The organism is Clostridium sp. D5 (assembly GCF_000190355.1).
Taxonomy (GTDB): Bacteria; Bacillota; Clostridia; order Lachnospirales; family Lachnospiraceae; genus Faecalicatena; species Faecalicatena fissicatena_A.
The window spans coordinates 8,916-22,848 of the sequence record NZ_GL870818.1; the positions used below are offsets into that span (position 1 = coordinate 8,916).

At 45.9% G+C, this 13,933-nt stretch carries 14 protein-coding genes; 7 read left to right on the top strand and 7 right to left on the bottom strand.

All coding sequences use genetic code 11. The features are described 5' to 3' along the window. Positions 1 to 532 precede the first annotated feature (532 nt). From HMPREF0240_RS18540 to HMPREF0240_RS18550, 3 genes are all read left to right on the top strand, one after another. Positions 533 to 1,618, top strand: a complete 1,086-nt coding sequence (locus tag HMPREF0240_RS18540; RefSeq protein ID WP_009004953.1) for an acyl-CoA--6-aminopenicillanic acid acyltransferase — start codon at positions 533 to 535, stop codon at positions 1,616 to 1,618. Between the two features lie 210 nt (positions 1,619 to 1,828). Next, positions 1,829 to 2,647, top strand: coding sequence for a MerR family transcriptional regulator (locus HMPREF0240_RS18545; RefSeq protein WP_009004954.1), 819 nt, complete (start codon positions 1,829 to 1,831; stop codon positions 2,645 to 2,647). A gap of 69 nt (positions 2,648 to 2,716) precedes the next feature. Next, the gene (locus tag HMPREF0240_RS18550) at positions 2,717 to 3,181 is read left to right on the top strand and encodes a DUF3788 domain-containing protein (RefSeq protein WP_009004955.1); all 465 of its coding nucleotides are present in this window, start codon (positions 2,717 to 2,719) and stop codon (positions 3,179 to 3,181) included. Positions 3,182 to 3,322: 141 nt separating this feature from the next. Here HMPREF0240_RS18550 and HMPREF0240_RS24740 read toward each other — a convergent pair whose 3' ends face one another. Next, the gene (locus HMPREF0240_RS24740) at positions 3,323 to 3,460 is read right to left on the bottom strand and encodes a hypothetical protein (protein ID WP_198137821.1); all 138 of its coding nucleotides are present in this window, start codon (positions 3,458 to 3,460) and stop codon (positions 3,323 to 3,325) included. 313 nt (positions 3,461 to 3,773) lie between these two features. On the opposite strand from HMPREF0240_RS24740, the gene HMPREF0240_RS18555 reads away from it, so the two are divergent. Together HMPREF0240_RS18555 and HMPREF0240_RS18560 are read left to right on the top strand one after the other, a co-directional pair. Next, positions 3,774 to 4,307: a sigma-70 family RNA polymerase sigma factor gene (locus HMPREF0240_RS18555; protein ID WP_035314162.1), complete on the top strand. Its 534-nt coding sequence runs from the start codon at positions 3,774 to 3,776 to the stop codon at positions 4,305 to 4,307. After that, positions 4,304 to 5,494, top strand: coding sequence for a DUF4179 domain-containing protein (locus HMPREF0240_RS18560; RefSeq protein ID WP_009004957.1), 1,191 nt, complete (start codon positions 4,304 to 4,306; stop codon positions 5,492 to 5,494). The genes HMPREF0240_RS18555 and HMPREF0240_RS18560 overlap by 4 nt, the downstream gene beginning before the upstream one ends. A gap of 147 nt (positions 5,495 to 5,641) precedes the next feature. On the opposite strand, the gene HMPREF0240_RS18565 is transcribed toward HMPREF0240_RS18560, so the two are convergent. From HMPREF0240_RS18565 to HMPREF0240_RS18575, 3 genes are all read right to left on the bottom strand, one after another. Next, positions 5,642 to 6,031 (bottom strand): desulfoferrodoxin family protein, encoded by a 390-nt coding sequence (locus HMPREF0240_RS18565; RefSeq protein ID WP_009004958.1) that lies wholly within the window; start codon positions 6,029 to 6,031, stop codon positions 5,642 to 5,644. A 59-nt stretch (positions 6,032 to 6,090) separates the two neighbouring features. Then, positions 6,091 to 6,600 (bottom strand): ferritin, encoded by a 510-nt coding sequence (locus HMPREF0240_RS18570; protein WP_009004959.1) that lies wholly within the window; start codon positions 6,598 to 6,600, stop codon positions 6,091 to 6,093. A gap of 134 nt (positions 6,601 to 6,734) precedes the next feature. Beyond that, entirely contained in the window at positions 6,735 to 6,926 is a 192-nt protein-coding gene (locus HMPREF0240_RS18575; RefSeq protein WP_009004960.1) for a hypothetical protein, read from the bottom strand. Positions 6,927 to 7,095: 169 nt separating this feature from the next. On the opposite strand from HMPREF0240_RS18575, the gene HMPREF0240_RS18580 reads away from it, so the two are divergent. Then, complete coding sequence (locus HMPREF0240_RS18580; RefSeq protein ID WP_009004961.1) at positions 7,096 to 8,691, top strand: FGGY-family carbohydrate kinase; 1,596 nt, start codon at positions 7,096 to 7,098, stop codon at positions 8,689 to 8,691. A 26-nt stretch (positions 8,692 to 8,717) separates the two neighbouring features. Next, on the top strand, positions 8,718 to 10,055 hold the full coding sequence (locus tag HMPREF0240_RS18585; protein WP_009004962.1) for an MATE family efflux transporter: 1,338 nt from the start codon (positions 8,718 to 8,720) through the stop codon (positions 10,053 to 10,055). Positions 10,056 to 10,096: 41 nt separating this feature from the next. On the opposite strand, the gene HMPREF0240_RS25335 is transcribed toward HMPREF0240_RS18585, so the two are convergent. The 3 genes from HMPREF0240_RS25335 to HMPREF0240_RS18595 form a co-directional block, all read right to left on the bottom strand. Beyond that, complete coding sequence (locus HMPREF0240_RS25335) at positions 10,097 to 10,369, bottom strand: type II toxin-antitoxin system YoeB family toxin (RefSeq protein ID WP_083806390.1); 273 nt, start codon at positions 10,367 to 10,369, stop codon at positions 10,097 to 10,099. Between the two features lie 147 nt (positions 10,370 to 10,516). Beyond that, positions 10,517 to 12,649, bottom strand: a complete 2,133-nt coding sequence (locus HMPREF0240_RS18590) for an FtsX-like permease family protein (RefSeq protein WP_242833361.1) — start codon at positions 12,647 to 12,649, stop codon at positions 10,517 to 10,519. After that, the gene (locus HMPREF0240_RS18595) at positions 12,603 to 13,361 is read right to left on the bottom strand and encodes an ABC transporter ATP-binding protein (RefSeq protein WP_009004964.1); all 759 of its coding nucleotides are present in this window, start codon (positions 13,359 to 13,361) and stop codon (positions 12,603 to 12,605) included. The genes HMPREF0240_RS18590 and HMPREF0240_RS18595 overlap by 47 nt, the downstream gene beginning before the upstream one ends. Between the last annotated feature and the right edge of the window lie 572 nt (positions 13,362 to 13,933).

A 13,933-nucleotide genomic window follows, 5' to 3' on the forward strand; every position in this document is an offset into this window, starting at 1 on the left:
AAAACTACACAACTTACCAGATTCAACAGTTCCGCGCAGCCTTTACACATCCGCTGCCCCCGCCTGGAATTTCCCCATAGAGAACATGGTCTTACCTGCCGGTGGATGAACCCAGCCTGCGGTGGAACGGGACGGGGGGAGACACCAGCATATATCTGTATGGAATGCATAAAGTGAGCTTAGCAGCAGTTAGAGGAAACACACAAAATCAGCCGGAGAAAAGTTAATCACCAAATTAACTTTTCTGTACGCCTGAGCCGTCTACTCATCAGAGTAGGCGGTGAATGCGTACAGTGCCGGATGATTTTGTGTGTTTCCTCTTACTGCTGCTTAGCGCAACGGCCGCACTCCATACAGATATATGCTGGTGTCTTCCCCCGTCCCGTTCCACCGCAGACGCCCCCCCTCCCCCGTTCAAAAAACCGAATTATGTTCCCTATAAAAAACAAGTATTGACATAAAATTTTTATTCAATTATGCTTTCCATAAAGCAGTCGGCGGCTTTCAAAATCAATATGAAGGAGAGCTGAATATGTACCATGCAAGATTTAAAGGAACGCATTATGAAATTGGATTTCGTTGGGGAAATCTGTTGTACAGTAAGGGAAAGCATCTGATGGACACAGTACCGTTTTCAGTAGAAGGAGAGCGAGAACGGTTCAGCCAGAAATGTATTCCCTTTTATAAAGAGTATTATCCGGAGATTCTGGAAGAAATCAGGGGAATTGCGGACGGACAGAAAATGAAAGTGGAAAAGCTGGAGGCAGTTCTGATGAGCATGTACTGTATCATGCCGGAGCAAAAATGCTCCTGTCTGGTATTTCAGGGCATTAGGCCGGATGAACGCGGGGAGTCTGCTGCAGATACAGCAGTTTTCAGAAAGAAAAAGGCATCAGGATGTATTCTGGCCAGGAACAGCGATTTTTTAACGGAGATTGAAAAATTGTATATGAACTGTATTTATAAGCTGCAGAACGGGGCGTATTCATTTCAGGGGAATACAACTGCGTTTGTGGAGATGGAGGACGGTATCAATGAATATGGTTTCGCGGTGGGGTTGACTTCTGTGTATCCGAAGGTTCTAAAGCCGGGGATCAATGCAGGGATGCTGCTGCGCTACGGCCTGGAAAAATGCAGGACAGTGCCGGAGTTTGTTGAGGCACTGGGGCGGCTGCCCATTGCATCCAGCCAGACATTTACCGCAGCGGACCGGTTGGGAAACGCGGCCCTCATTGAGTGCAACTGTGAGGCATTAGAGGTGCGGTATATATCGGAAGATTATCCGGAAGTCTGTGCGGTAAATTCATTTCATCTGGAGCAGATGAAGGAGTACCGCGTTAAAGATATTGATGACTGGATGGCGGAGGAGCGATACAGCACGATTGAGGATGCACTGTCAAAGAACAGGGAAAGGAGCCGTGAATTTGCGGAAGAAGTACTTTCGGGAAAGCATGGCTTTCTGTGTCAGTATGACAGGGATACAGGAAAAGACACGGTATGGTCGGTGATCTATGATCTGATGGAACCGGCAGTATACCGGTGTGAAGGCAATCCGTCCAGAAAAAGATTCAAAAGGGATGAGCGCTTCCAGTTCAGGGATGCCGGGACAACGGATTAAGTGTCATACTATTTTTACTGGGGCAGGAGCAGGTTTGTCAGCCTTCTGGAGGCTGACGCGGAGTGGAAAAGACACAGTTGCCTGCAGCGTGGGGATTTGGCATGGCAATGATTTTTTGACGAATTTGAAAGAAAGGCTTGACTCTCACACTATGGTATATTCTATGGTATAAATGAGCTCAGAAAAACACATATGTGAAAGGTGGTACCAATGTTAAAAATAGGAGATTTTTCAAAATTGTCAAGAATCAGTATCCGCATGCTGCGCCATTATGATGAGATCGGCCTGCTGAAACCGGAGGTCGTGGATGACCTTTCCGGCTACCGCTATTATGGTGTCTCTCAGCTGCCGCTGGCAGAAAGAATCCAGGTCCTGAAGAACATGGGATTTGGCCTTACGGTCATCCGGGAGATCCTGGAGAAATATGATAATTCCCAGGCCATAGAAGAATTCCTGCTTGTAAAACGCAGGGAACTGGAGGAGCAGGAGAGACTGACAAAAGAACGGTTACAGCTTCTTGACAACACGATCAGATGGTTGAGAAAGGACGGTAATCTAATGAATTATGAAGTAACGTTAAAGATGCTCCCCGAGAGAAATGTAGCAAGTGTGCGTCAGGTAATCCCTGCATATGACGCAGAAGGAATGTTGTGGCAGATTTTAAATGAGGAAATTGCCCCCCAGTATGTAAAGCAGGCTGTGCCGTGTTACGGACTCGCAATTTTTCACGATGAGGGATACAAAGAAGGCGATGTGGATGTCGAGATACAGGCCTGCGTGGAGGGATCTTATAAAGATACGGAACATGTAAAGTTCAAGACGGTGGCGCCGATACAGATAGCATCCGCAACATACAATGGAAGCTACGGGCAGATTACAAAGGTAAATGAATGTGTTGCCAACTGGATTCAGGAAAATGGCTATGAATTCGACGGTCCGTCATTCTGTATTTACCATGTAAGCCCATACGAGGCAAAAAGCCAGGATGATTTGGTGACTGAAGTCTGCTATCCCGTGAAAAAGAAATAAAGACGACACACAGATGTCCTGGTTTCTGTGATATGATAGATACAAAATCAGATTGACGGAGGAAATATCATGGGATGGATTGAAGCATACACGAGAGAGGACAAACCGGAGTTCAAAGACATCAGCGCCTATGTAGACTGTCCGTTCTGGGACGGGCTGTGTGAATTTATCGAGGAAACCTATTCCATAAGACCGGCTGTAGAATACAGCAGATGTTCCGGAGCGCCGGGATGGAATGTAAAATATAAAAAAAGCAGCAGGGCGTTGTGCACGCTGTATCCGAATAAGGGGTATTTTACCTGCCTGGTATCGATCGGCAGAAAAGAGGCACCGGAGACTGAACTGATGCTGGGGTCTTTCAGCAAGTATCTGCAGGAACTTTATAAGAAAACAAATGTATTCAATGGTTCCAGGTGGCTGATGATTGATGTGACCTCGGAAATAATTTATGAGGAAGTAAAAGAGCTGCTCTGTATCAGAATCCATCCTCCAAAGAAAAAAGGAGCGGCCGGCAGCCCTGAGGAAATTGATTAGAAACAGATATAATAGTGTTCATAAAAGGTCATTTTCTTGTATACATACAGGAAAATGACCTTTTGTGTTAGAATGATTCTGCAGGCATATGATTTCGCGGAATCAATTTTGCGATGTCCAGGCCATATTCTCCTGGAAACTTCAGGCCTGCTTCTCGGAAGGGGTATAAGCAACCAGTATAATATCCTGATTCGTTTTATCCTTCAGGGTTTTCTGAAGCTGGTCAATCTCATGGACGCATTGGCCGGATATGTCGGCAATCTGATAGTTGTTCTCCATTTGGGCACCTCCTTATAACAAAACTTCTGATCTCTATTATTATGGGTAAAATGACGTCAGGTTATGCGGAAAGCCATTCACAGCAGGCGTAAGTTTTGAGGGGAAAAACATTTTTCGGTTTTTTTTAATATCCTGAAACTTTTCAATATACTTTTTTATCTAATTAGTATCAATCGATTGTAAAATAAAATATCTGTATTAAAATACGATTCAGACCAGCAGGCGAATGGGAAATTACATGTGCGGCTGAGCATGGGCTCAGGGGAACAGTGAAGGATCAGACACATGCTGGCAGACCAAGGGGAGTGTGAAGTTGAAAAATCTGGTGAAACGGGCACAGGCCGGTGATAAGGAAGCTTTTATAACACTGATGGAAGAGCACAAGCAGGCTTTATATAAAATTGCGGTCAGTATGCTCAAAAATGATGCGGATGCGGCTGATGCCATGCAGGACACGGTTCTCAGCAGCTACGAAAATCTGCAGGGACTGCGTCAGCCTGAATTTTTTAAGACATGGCTAACAAGGATACTGATTAATCACTGTAACCGCATATTAAAGGAGCGTGGAAAAATGGTACCGATTTATGAACATCCGGAACTGGAGGAGATGCAGGTAGATACCTCCGGCAGAGAATTTCTGGGGCTTTTGAATCAACTGGAGGAACAGTACCGCATTGTACTGCTGCTTTATTATGTAGAAGGCTTCAGCATTAGGGAGATAGGCTCCATACTGGAGATGAATGAGAACACCGTAAAAACAAGATTATCGCGGGGGCGAAACTGTTTCAAAAAAATATATCTGAAGGAACACTCGTCATCAGCTTATGGAATGGAGGTGCAGGGATGAACAGACAGGAAAATGATATGGAACTGAAAGAAGCATTACAGAATGATATAGAAATACCGGATATCGTAAATAACCGGATGGAAGATATGTATGAGAAGATCCGCAGCGGTGAGGTGCATATGAAGCGCATTGGAGGCGGAGGCAGCAGGAAACGTATGAACAGAGGGCTGGGAATTGCCGCAGCCGCAGCATGCCTTGTGATTGTACTGTCGGGTGTATTTTATGCAAACCCGGCACTTGCAAAAGACATTCCGATACTGGGGGATGTATTCGGCCGTCTGCAGAAGATGCATGAGAGCAATCCCTATCCCGATAAAGACAAAACGGCATACAGCAATATTGAGAAGCATTCCAAACCGGTGGTAACAGAACCGGAAGAAGAGATTACAAACGTAGCGGAAGACCAGGGAATCACGATCAGTGTGACAGACGCATACTGCGATGGATTAGATTTATATTTCACTCTTTCCATACGAACAGAGGATGCAGAGCTGAACACGGCCGACAGGCTTGATTTGTTAACCTACGAGGAGGGGGATCCGGTGTCCTTCTGGTCCTGGGTTACAGTAGATGGAAAAGAAGCGTATACCACAACAACATTAACCGGAAATAAATCTGAGGATGGAGTCTTTGTCTCTCTTATGAGAATTCCCGTTTCTTATTTAGACGGCGGTGAATTCACCGAGGATACAGTGGTAGAAATAAACGCAGACGCTATCGGTGCCCACAGATCAGGAGAAGAGCAGGACTCAACGCTGGAGAACTTCGATAAAGTAGATTTCAGCAGACTCGGATTCAAAACCGTGAAAGGAAGCTGGGATCTGAAGTTCAAAGCAACCATGGATACTTCCCAGAACAGAGAAGCAGAGCCAAACGCAGAAAACAACGGATTCATCGTAAAGAAAGTAATACAGACTCCAAGCAATATGCACATTGAATACTACCTGCCGGAAGAATATGCAGTAAGAAACCCGGATGTTATCCTGACAGACACAAATGGAAACCGTATATACCAGGAATTTGGTTCCCGTACCGAGGAATCAGAAACCGGCGGCCAGATCCAGGAAATGGTATTTGACCATTCCGATGCAACTCAATTTATACTGCAGGTAATAGACAAAAATGCAGGACTAGACGAAAATGGAAATATGATAGTGCTGGCAGAGATTCCATTTGGAATGGAGTAGAAGAGGGGCGCGCCGTTGGCGGGGGAAAAAGAAAAGGAACCTTTGCAGGAGCATAGAATGTACCTGCAAAGGTTCCTTTTCTTTTTCACACGTCCCGATCTGAGTCCCTCTTTGCGCAGGCGTACTTCCTCCGTACCTTCCGCCCCCTTAGATTTCCACCTTCCAGAAGCCATGGAGGTTACAGTATGCGTATGCTGCCAGCGCCCTGTCCCCATCACACACTACAAATGTTGCAACAGGTTCGCTGTCCGGATCAAGATGGATTCTCTGTCCGCCTTTTTCAGTCTGCAGATAGATCCATTCGATACTGTGCTCCTCTGACATGGGATGAAAGATGCTTCCCACTTTAACCGTAATCGTGTTCCCATTTTGTTCTACTACCGGCATGTGTTTTTCGTGTGCGCCTTCGGATGTATTCGGCGTGAGTTTTTCCATCTGGGTTCCGCAGCAGGAAAAGCCTTCTTTGTTTCCGTTAATTTCCTCGATAATGATATGACAGTTGTCACAGGCATAAAAGATTGGTTCATGTTTTGACATTTTTGATTCCTCCGTTTGAATTAAACTTTTCAGGTTCTCCCTGAATGATAAAGCCCGCTCTAAAGTACGAGTGAGGGGGCAGCATAGACTCTGGCAGCAAACTCCTTGTTGAGTTCGTAAAGTCCTTTTGAGTCATTGCCGAACAGATTCATTTTGGCCAAGAGATCACTGGCGGCTTTTTCTTCCTCGCCCTGTTCCATGATGAACCATTCAAGCAGTTGTGTGGTGCGGAAATCCTTCTTTTTAAAGGCTGCCTCATAGATCCGGTTAAAGCGTACAGTTACCTGTTTTTCATGCTCATAAGCAATTTTCAGCGGCTGGGTGTGGCTGGTAAGCTTCAGATCCGGTTTGCGGATCTGTTCCAGAATGACTTTCTGGTCATTGTTATGAAGATACTGGATCAGCAGCATTGCATGATCAAGTTCCTCCTGTGCCTGGATGCGAAACCAGTTCTCAAAACCGTCCAGATCGGCTTCCGCGTAATAATTTGCAAAACCAAGATAAAGATAAGAAGAAAAGAATTCAAAATTAATCTGTCCGTTAATCAACTGCAGTATTTGTTTGTCCATACGTGCCTCCTTAAATAGATTCTCAGAATAGTATTTTCATGTTTGGTAAAAATATACGGATCCTGTTATGAGAAGGTCTTTTCATCGGACTAACCCATAAATAAAAAAAGACAGCTGATTTTCTCAGCCATCCTTTAATCTTTATCATCCTTTCTTCTTAAAAATTCAACAAAGGCAAACAAAATAGAAATTACACTCAAAACCGAAACAACAAGTTCAGCCATATTATTAGCATAATCTGACTGCGCCGGAATAACGATACCCAGAACAAGAAAATAGCTGCACCAGATCAATCCCTCTCCCAAAACAGTTCCGTCCCGTCTCACGCCAGGCGTCCCCCAAAAAAAATCCCCCTCTCAATCTTCGTTAAAAAATAGTTGTATTAAATGACTGGACAGGATAAAATAGAAGTAATTCAGGAGTTCTGTAAAAACAGCAGTATAAGAAGACCTGGAAGAATAATAGACAATTCTGAATAAGTAGGAGAGGTGTTTAATGAACATGGAAGCAAAAGAAATCATTGCAGCGGGAAAAACCGCTCTGGGAATTGAATTTGGCTCTACAAGAATTAAAGCCGTACTGGTGGACGAGGCCGGAAAGGTCCTTGCTTCAGGAAGCCATGACTGGGAGAATCAGTATGTAAATAACATCTGGACATACAGTCTGGATGCCGTATGGAAGGGACTGCAGGACTGCTACCAGGATCTGGCTGGAAATGTAAAGAATACATATGGCCTGGCGCTGGAGACGATCGGTGTCATTGGATTCAGCGGTATGATGCACGGCTACCTTCCTTTTAATAAGGACGGAGAGCTGCTGACAGCCTTCCGTACATGGAGAAACAACATCACAGGACAGGCATCCCAAAAGCTGACAGAGGTATTTCAGTACAATATTCCTCAAAGATGGAGCATCGCGCATTTGTATCAGGCAATTCTGAACGGGGAAGAGCATGTGAAAGATATTGATTTCTTTACAACGCTGGCCGGATACGTACATTGGCAGCTGACAGGTAAAAAGGTACTTGGTATCGGCGAAGCTTCCGGAATGTTCCCGATCGATGTAGAGAAGAAGGATTTCAACCAGCGCATGGAAGGACAGTTTGACGAACTTGTAAAAGAGTGTGGATATCCATGGAAACTGCAGGAACTGCTTCCTGAAGTACTGGTTGCAGGTGAAGATGCAGGCGTGCTCAGTGAAGAGGGGGCAAGAATGCTGGATGTGACAGGCACCTTGAAAGCCGGAATACCGGTGTGTCCGCCGGAGAGTGACGGTGGTACAGGCATGGCAGCAACGAACAGTGTTGCAAAGCGTACGGCCAATGTATCAGCAGGCACCTCTGTATTCGCTATGGTCGTTCTGGAAAGAGAACTCTCCAAAGTATATCCGGAGATCGATCTGGTGACAACACCGGCTGGGGATCTGGTAGCGATGGTTCATTCCAATAACTGCACATCCGATCTGAATGCATGGGTGAATCTGTTTAAAGAATTTTCAGAGGCTATGGGCATGGAAGTGGATATGAACAAGCTGTTCGGAACTCTGTATAACAAAGCGCTGGAAGGCGATGCGGACTGCGGCGGACTGCTTTCCTACTGCTATTTCTCAGGCGAGCACATAACCGGGTTTGAGAAGGGCTGCCCGATGTTCGTGAGAACACCGGAGAGTAAGTTTACTCTGGCAAACTTTATGCGTTCCCATCTGTTTACGTGTCTGGGCGCGCTGAAACTGGGTATGGACATCCTGTACAACGATGGCGTGGAGCTTGATCAGATTCTGGGACACGGCGGACTCTTCAAAACAGCCGGTGTGGGACAGAGAATTATGGCAGCGGCTACGAAAGTACCGGTATCTGTTATGGAGACTGCAGGAGAGGGCGGTGCATGGGGCATTGCGCTGCTGGCTTCCTATATGAAGAACAAAGAAGAGGGCGAGACACTGGATGCTTACCTGGCACAGAAAATATTTGCAGACGAGAAGTCTGTTACACTCGAGCCGGATCCAAAAGATGTGGAAGGCTTTGAGAAGTTTATGGAGAGGTATGTGGCAGGTCTGCCGATCGAGCGGGCAGCTGTAGAGATATTGGATTAACTGCAGGCCTTATCAGGTGAAGAAACATGAATCGGGATTTTACGGAGGGCAGTATCAGAAAGTCTCTGATCTGGTTCGCCCTGCCTATGATGGCAGGTAATCTGCTTCAGCAGCTGTATAATATTGCGGATACTTTAATTGTAGGACAGTTTTTAGGAAAGGAGGCACTGGCGGCAGTCGGTGCTTCCTACACGTTGATGACATTTCTGACATCCATTCTCTTAGGTCTGTGTATGGGGAGCAGCGTGGAATTCTCCCTTTGTTTTGGAAAAAAGGACATGGACGGCCTGAAAAACGGTGTGTTCATGTCTTTTGTCCTGATCGGCGGAGTGACAGTCCTCGTGGTTGGGATTGTATTCGGAGGAATTGATCTGATCCTCAGGCTTATGCAGGTGCCAGGGGAGATTTACGGAATGATGCGGGAATACCTGTGGGTTATCTTCTGGGGAATACCAGCTACTTTTCTGTATAATTTTTTCGCCTCATGGCTCAGGGCACTGGGGAACTCCACGGTGCCGCTTATATTCCTGGGAGTCTCAGCGGTTCTGAATATAGGGCTGGACTTATATTTTGTGCTGGTATTAAAAATGGGTGTTGCAGGTGCCGCAGCGGCTACGGTCATTTCTCAGTACGTATCTGCGGCGGGAATCTGTCTGTATGTAGTGATGAGGTTCCGGGGAATGATGCCCGGCAGAATACATTTCAGGTGGAATGTGCCGGTTTTGAAGGAAATATTTCAACTGTCATTTTTGACCTGCATTCAGCAATCGGTCATGAATTTTGGAATTCTGATGGTGCAGGGGCTGGTGAACAGCTTTGGCACAATCGTGATGGCGGCTTTTTCTGCTGCGGTGAAGATCGATTCTTTTGCATACATGCCCGTTCAGGATTTTGGTAATGCATTTTCCACATTTGTGGCGCAGAATTACGGGGCCGGGAAGAAGGAGCGTATACGGGAAGGAATCAAAAGTGCTGTACTGCTTGTATGCATTTTCTGCCTGGTTATCTCTGCAGGCGTGTGGATTTTTGCAAAACCATTGCTCCTTCTGTTTATAAAACCACAGGAGACAGAGATACTCGCCGTGGGTATAAGCTACCTCAGAATCGAGGGAAGCTTTTATTGCCTGATCGGCTTCCTGTTTCTGTTCTATGGTTTTTACAGGGCAGTCAAGATGCCGGGCATGTCCGTGATCCTTACCGCAGCATCGCTGGGAAGCCGGGTGGTTCTGGCGTATGCCCTGTCTGCAGTCCCTCAGATCGGGGTGACAGGGATCTGGGCCGCAGTTCCTATTGGATGGCTGCTTGCGGACGGAATCGGTTATATTTATATGAAGAAAAAGTTTCTGAAAAAAAGGACCGCCTGATGAGGGCGGTCCGATATTTTGGAATACTTTCTAAACCAGCGTTATCTTATTTTGCCATAATGTGTCCACATACGCACTATTTTTATAGTGCCTTCATTTATAACATTATCGAAGGTTACGGGATCACCATATATCTGATATACAAGCCTGTGCGTAATATTGATCCTTAGGGAATAGAATCCCTGCAGATTCCCGACCAGTCCTTCATATGCAGGCGGAGACTGAAATGGATTTATACGAATTACTTCTATCTCTTTCCAATCTGCTTCGCCTATTAAGACCGCATTTTTCCCTTTATTGTTCGTTATAGTAATTGGCGCACAAGTAGTTTTTCATCTGAAATCAACTGATAGATATTCTCTCTTGCTTTTGTAACACTGATAGTCGTCATATAATCAACTCCTTCCTGATTACATTGTAACGTACGTCGATAAAAAATTTTTATACGACACCCGTTCTAGTTAAAGTATTCCGAGTATCTGCTGGGATTTGTGGAGGGCACGTCTGTATACCGCGTAGAGGACTCCCCAGATTATAAATATCAGCAGTACCAGGTATCCCAGGTTGCGCAGTTCGGAGGGGGTCACTCTCATATCGTTAAAGAAAGACATAAACAGTGCGTATATCCAGGCGATGGTACATCCCATCAGCGCAGGGTACTGGAAGATTTTTCGGAGCTGTTTTTTCAAGATGTTTCTGTTGTACACGGGACCAGCTCCGAGTTTTGTCAGGCTTTCGAACAGTGTTTTGTTGTCTGTTGCTACTGTGATGCTGCGCACATAGCTCATGATGGTGATGGTCGCCAGCATGATGATGAAGATGTACAGACAGAGCATGACGTAAACGGATACTTCCTGCATATGTTCCTGACGCATCTGGACGGTTATGCGGGGGGCGTATTTCCAGTCATATGGAGCACGTTCCATGTCACTTGAAAGCCCAATGCTTCCTGCATAGCCATAGGTCTCGCCGTTTTCCTGTGCCTTCCGGTCTTCCCAGGCATCATAATTTCCCATAAAATCAGACAGTTTGCTGGAGTGTCGTACGTATTCCATCTGCAGTGCTTGGGCAAAGTTATAGGAGTGTTCCGTGTCTTTTACATCGAAACATATGACCTTTTCCATGTACTGGCTGCCAAGGGAGGCAGCTGCAGCCTGATAATCCGCATCATTCAGAACATAGGCAAATGGACTGCTCATACTGTTCAGAGCATCGAATTCCACGGTGCCGCCAAAGGAAAGTTCAAGGTTTTTACCGGTATCCGGGTTGAAAGCGGAGTACAGTCCGTCTTTGAATTCCCACAGCGTTTCTTTGTAGTCCTTATTTGTAATCGTTTTATACGTATTTGGCTCAACGGAGATGTCCTGTCCGCTGATCTCCTCATAGATGCTCTCCGGGAAGAACAGTGCCAGTTTGCCTTCTTTGGCATCCAGAGTAACGTACTCACTGTCAATCAGGTCTCTGTAACGGTAGGAGATCACCAGATTTGCAGCATCGGTTTCCGTGTACGAAGCGAGGGTTATGTCATAATCATCGGCAAGATTCTCAATGTCTTCTTTTGTAATCTGTTCTTCTTCTGCCGGAAAATGGAATGAATAGGCTTTTTCATTTTCCCCGATGGAAATTCCTTCAGTGTCACTGTACAACATCCCGAAAAAGGCAGCAAACAGGCAGCAGAACAGTAAAAGTACGATAACGCACATGTTTTTAGTTGTCACTTTTGCGGTAAAACGCATCATACTGATGGAAACCAGATTTTTGTAATACTTATCTTTGTGCTTTCCGGCTGAAGACTGGGACACGCAGCTGAGTATAATCAGATAAATCCCGGCAAGTGCCACGAAATAAACAAGGTTGAAGATGGAAGGTATGTTAATATAAAATACTTTAGCTGCGACAGCTGGCACACCCAGTGCAAGTACGATGCCTGTGACAGTGAGGATGATGCCCAGTTTTCCTGTCCAGGAAGGAATTTCTTTTACCATCTCTGTTTTCTGGCCTGCCCGCAGAATATCCATGATATCCGTTCTGCGTATAAAGCGCCTGCCTGCAAAAAAGAGCAGCAGGGTAAGTACGATACAGAATGCAATCCCTATGATAAATCCCTGCCAGCCAAAGCGGTATACCATTTCCTCTGTGGGCAGAAGGAAGGTCTCAAACAGCTTCCATATGCCGAAGGAAACCGGAACCGACAGGATCAGGCCGATTACTGTACTGATGCAGGTAACGAGAGCAAGCTCGGAAAACAACAGGGGCTTCAGTGCTTTTTTCGGAGAACCGAGTGCCAGCAGAATGCCGAATTCCCGGCTCTTATAGCGAAAGAACAGGCTGGATGCGTAGAGTGTAAATATGGTACAGCCCACGGCTGTTACACCCAGCAGGAGCGTTGCCAGTTTCCGGGTATCCCCTCCTTCGGGCAGGAATTCCTGAATGGTAGGTCCCAGGTACATGAGGGCAAAAGACGTAATCAGCAGGACCGAGAGGGAGATACAGAACCCCAGGATCAGGTACTGCCCTTTATTTTGTTTTCTAAGTTTGGAAAAGATACTATGCAGCGTCATGGGAATCGTCACCTCCAAGTGTTCTGAGTACATCGAGCAGCTGGTCCATAAATTCACGGCGGTTTCCGGTGCGCACCAGTTCCTGGTTCACCTCGCCGTCTTTCAGTACAATTACGCGGTCACAAAAAGACGCGGCGTAGCTGTCGTGGGTTACCATAAATACAGTTGCATGCATTTCTGTTTTTGCCTGAAGAAATGCGTCGATGACTGCACGGCAGGACTTACTGTCCAGGTTGCCGGTAGGTTCATCGGCCAGCAGCATGTAAGGCTGGTTCATCAGCGCCCTGGCAACCGCTGTCCTCTGTTTTTCACCGCCGGAAATTTCGGCCGGATATTTAGCTGCGATAGAGTCGATGCCGAATATCTCACAAAGTCGTTTTGCTTTGGCTTCCATCTGAGCGACCGGTTTTTTGGCAATGATCTGCGGAAGGCAGATATTCTCGAACACACTCAGCCCGTCCAGAAGCATGAAGTCCTGGAATACAAAACCCATATGCTGATTCCGCACCGCTGCGAGCCTGGCTTCATTGAGTCCGGAGAGGTTCTTGCCATTCAGCAGTATTTCACCGCTGTCGTGGGGGATAAAGCAGGAGATACAGTTGAGCAGCGTTGTCTTGCCACTTCCTGACGGCCCCATAACTGCAACGAATTCCCCTTTATTAATTTCAAATGAAATATCTTTGAGCACCGGATAAACGGTGGCACCTGTCTGATAACTTTTGCTTAAATGATTTACCTTTAACATTTTGTAATTCCTCCTTGTGTTTTCTGTACTTGATGATTATATTTTAGCGGATGACAGGCAAAATGAAAATTCGACGAATTGTCAAGTTTGACACAGATTCTGTCAAGTATAGAAACCAGCTCACGAGCTTTAGTCTCGGGAGTGGATGGGAATTGGCTGTGCGTGTCTTGTAACATATTTTTACTTATATAAACTTGTTTAGATAATAATGGCTTTATGATACTTTCTTTTTTAAGACAAAAATAGAAAAATATTTACGTATTTATTATCACTTGTCTTCTCTGCTGTTCTACCAGTTTTTCCCCATCTTCTTAACTGTATTTAACCTTGTCACAAGCCTCAACAACCATCTCCTGCCGGTAAAATATCCGCGCATCCATAATCCATCCACCTCATCCGTCCAGAGTTTCCCTACGGAGAAAGAGTCTTACCTGCCGGCCGGATGAACACAGCCTGGCGTGGAACGGGGCGGGGGCAGACGGACGCATATATCAGTCTGGAATGCATAAAGCGAGCTTAGCAGCAGTTAGAGGAAACACACAAAATCAGCCGGACAAAAGTTGATCTCCAAA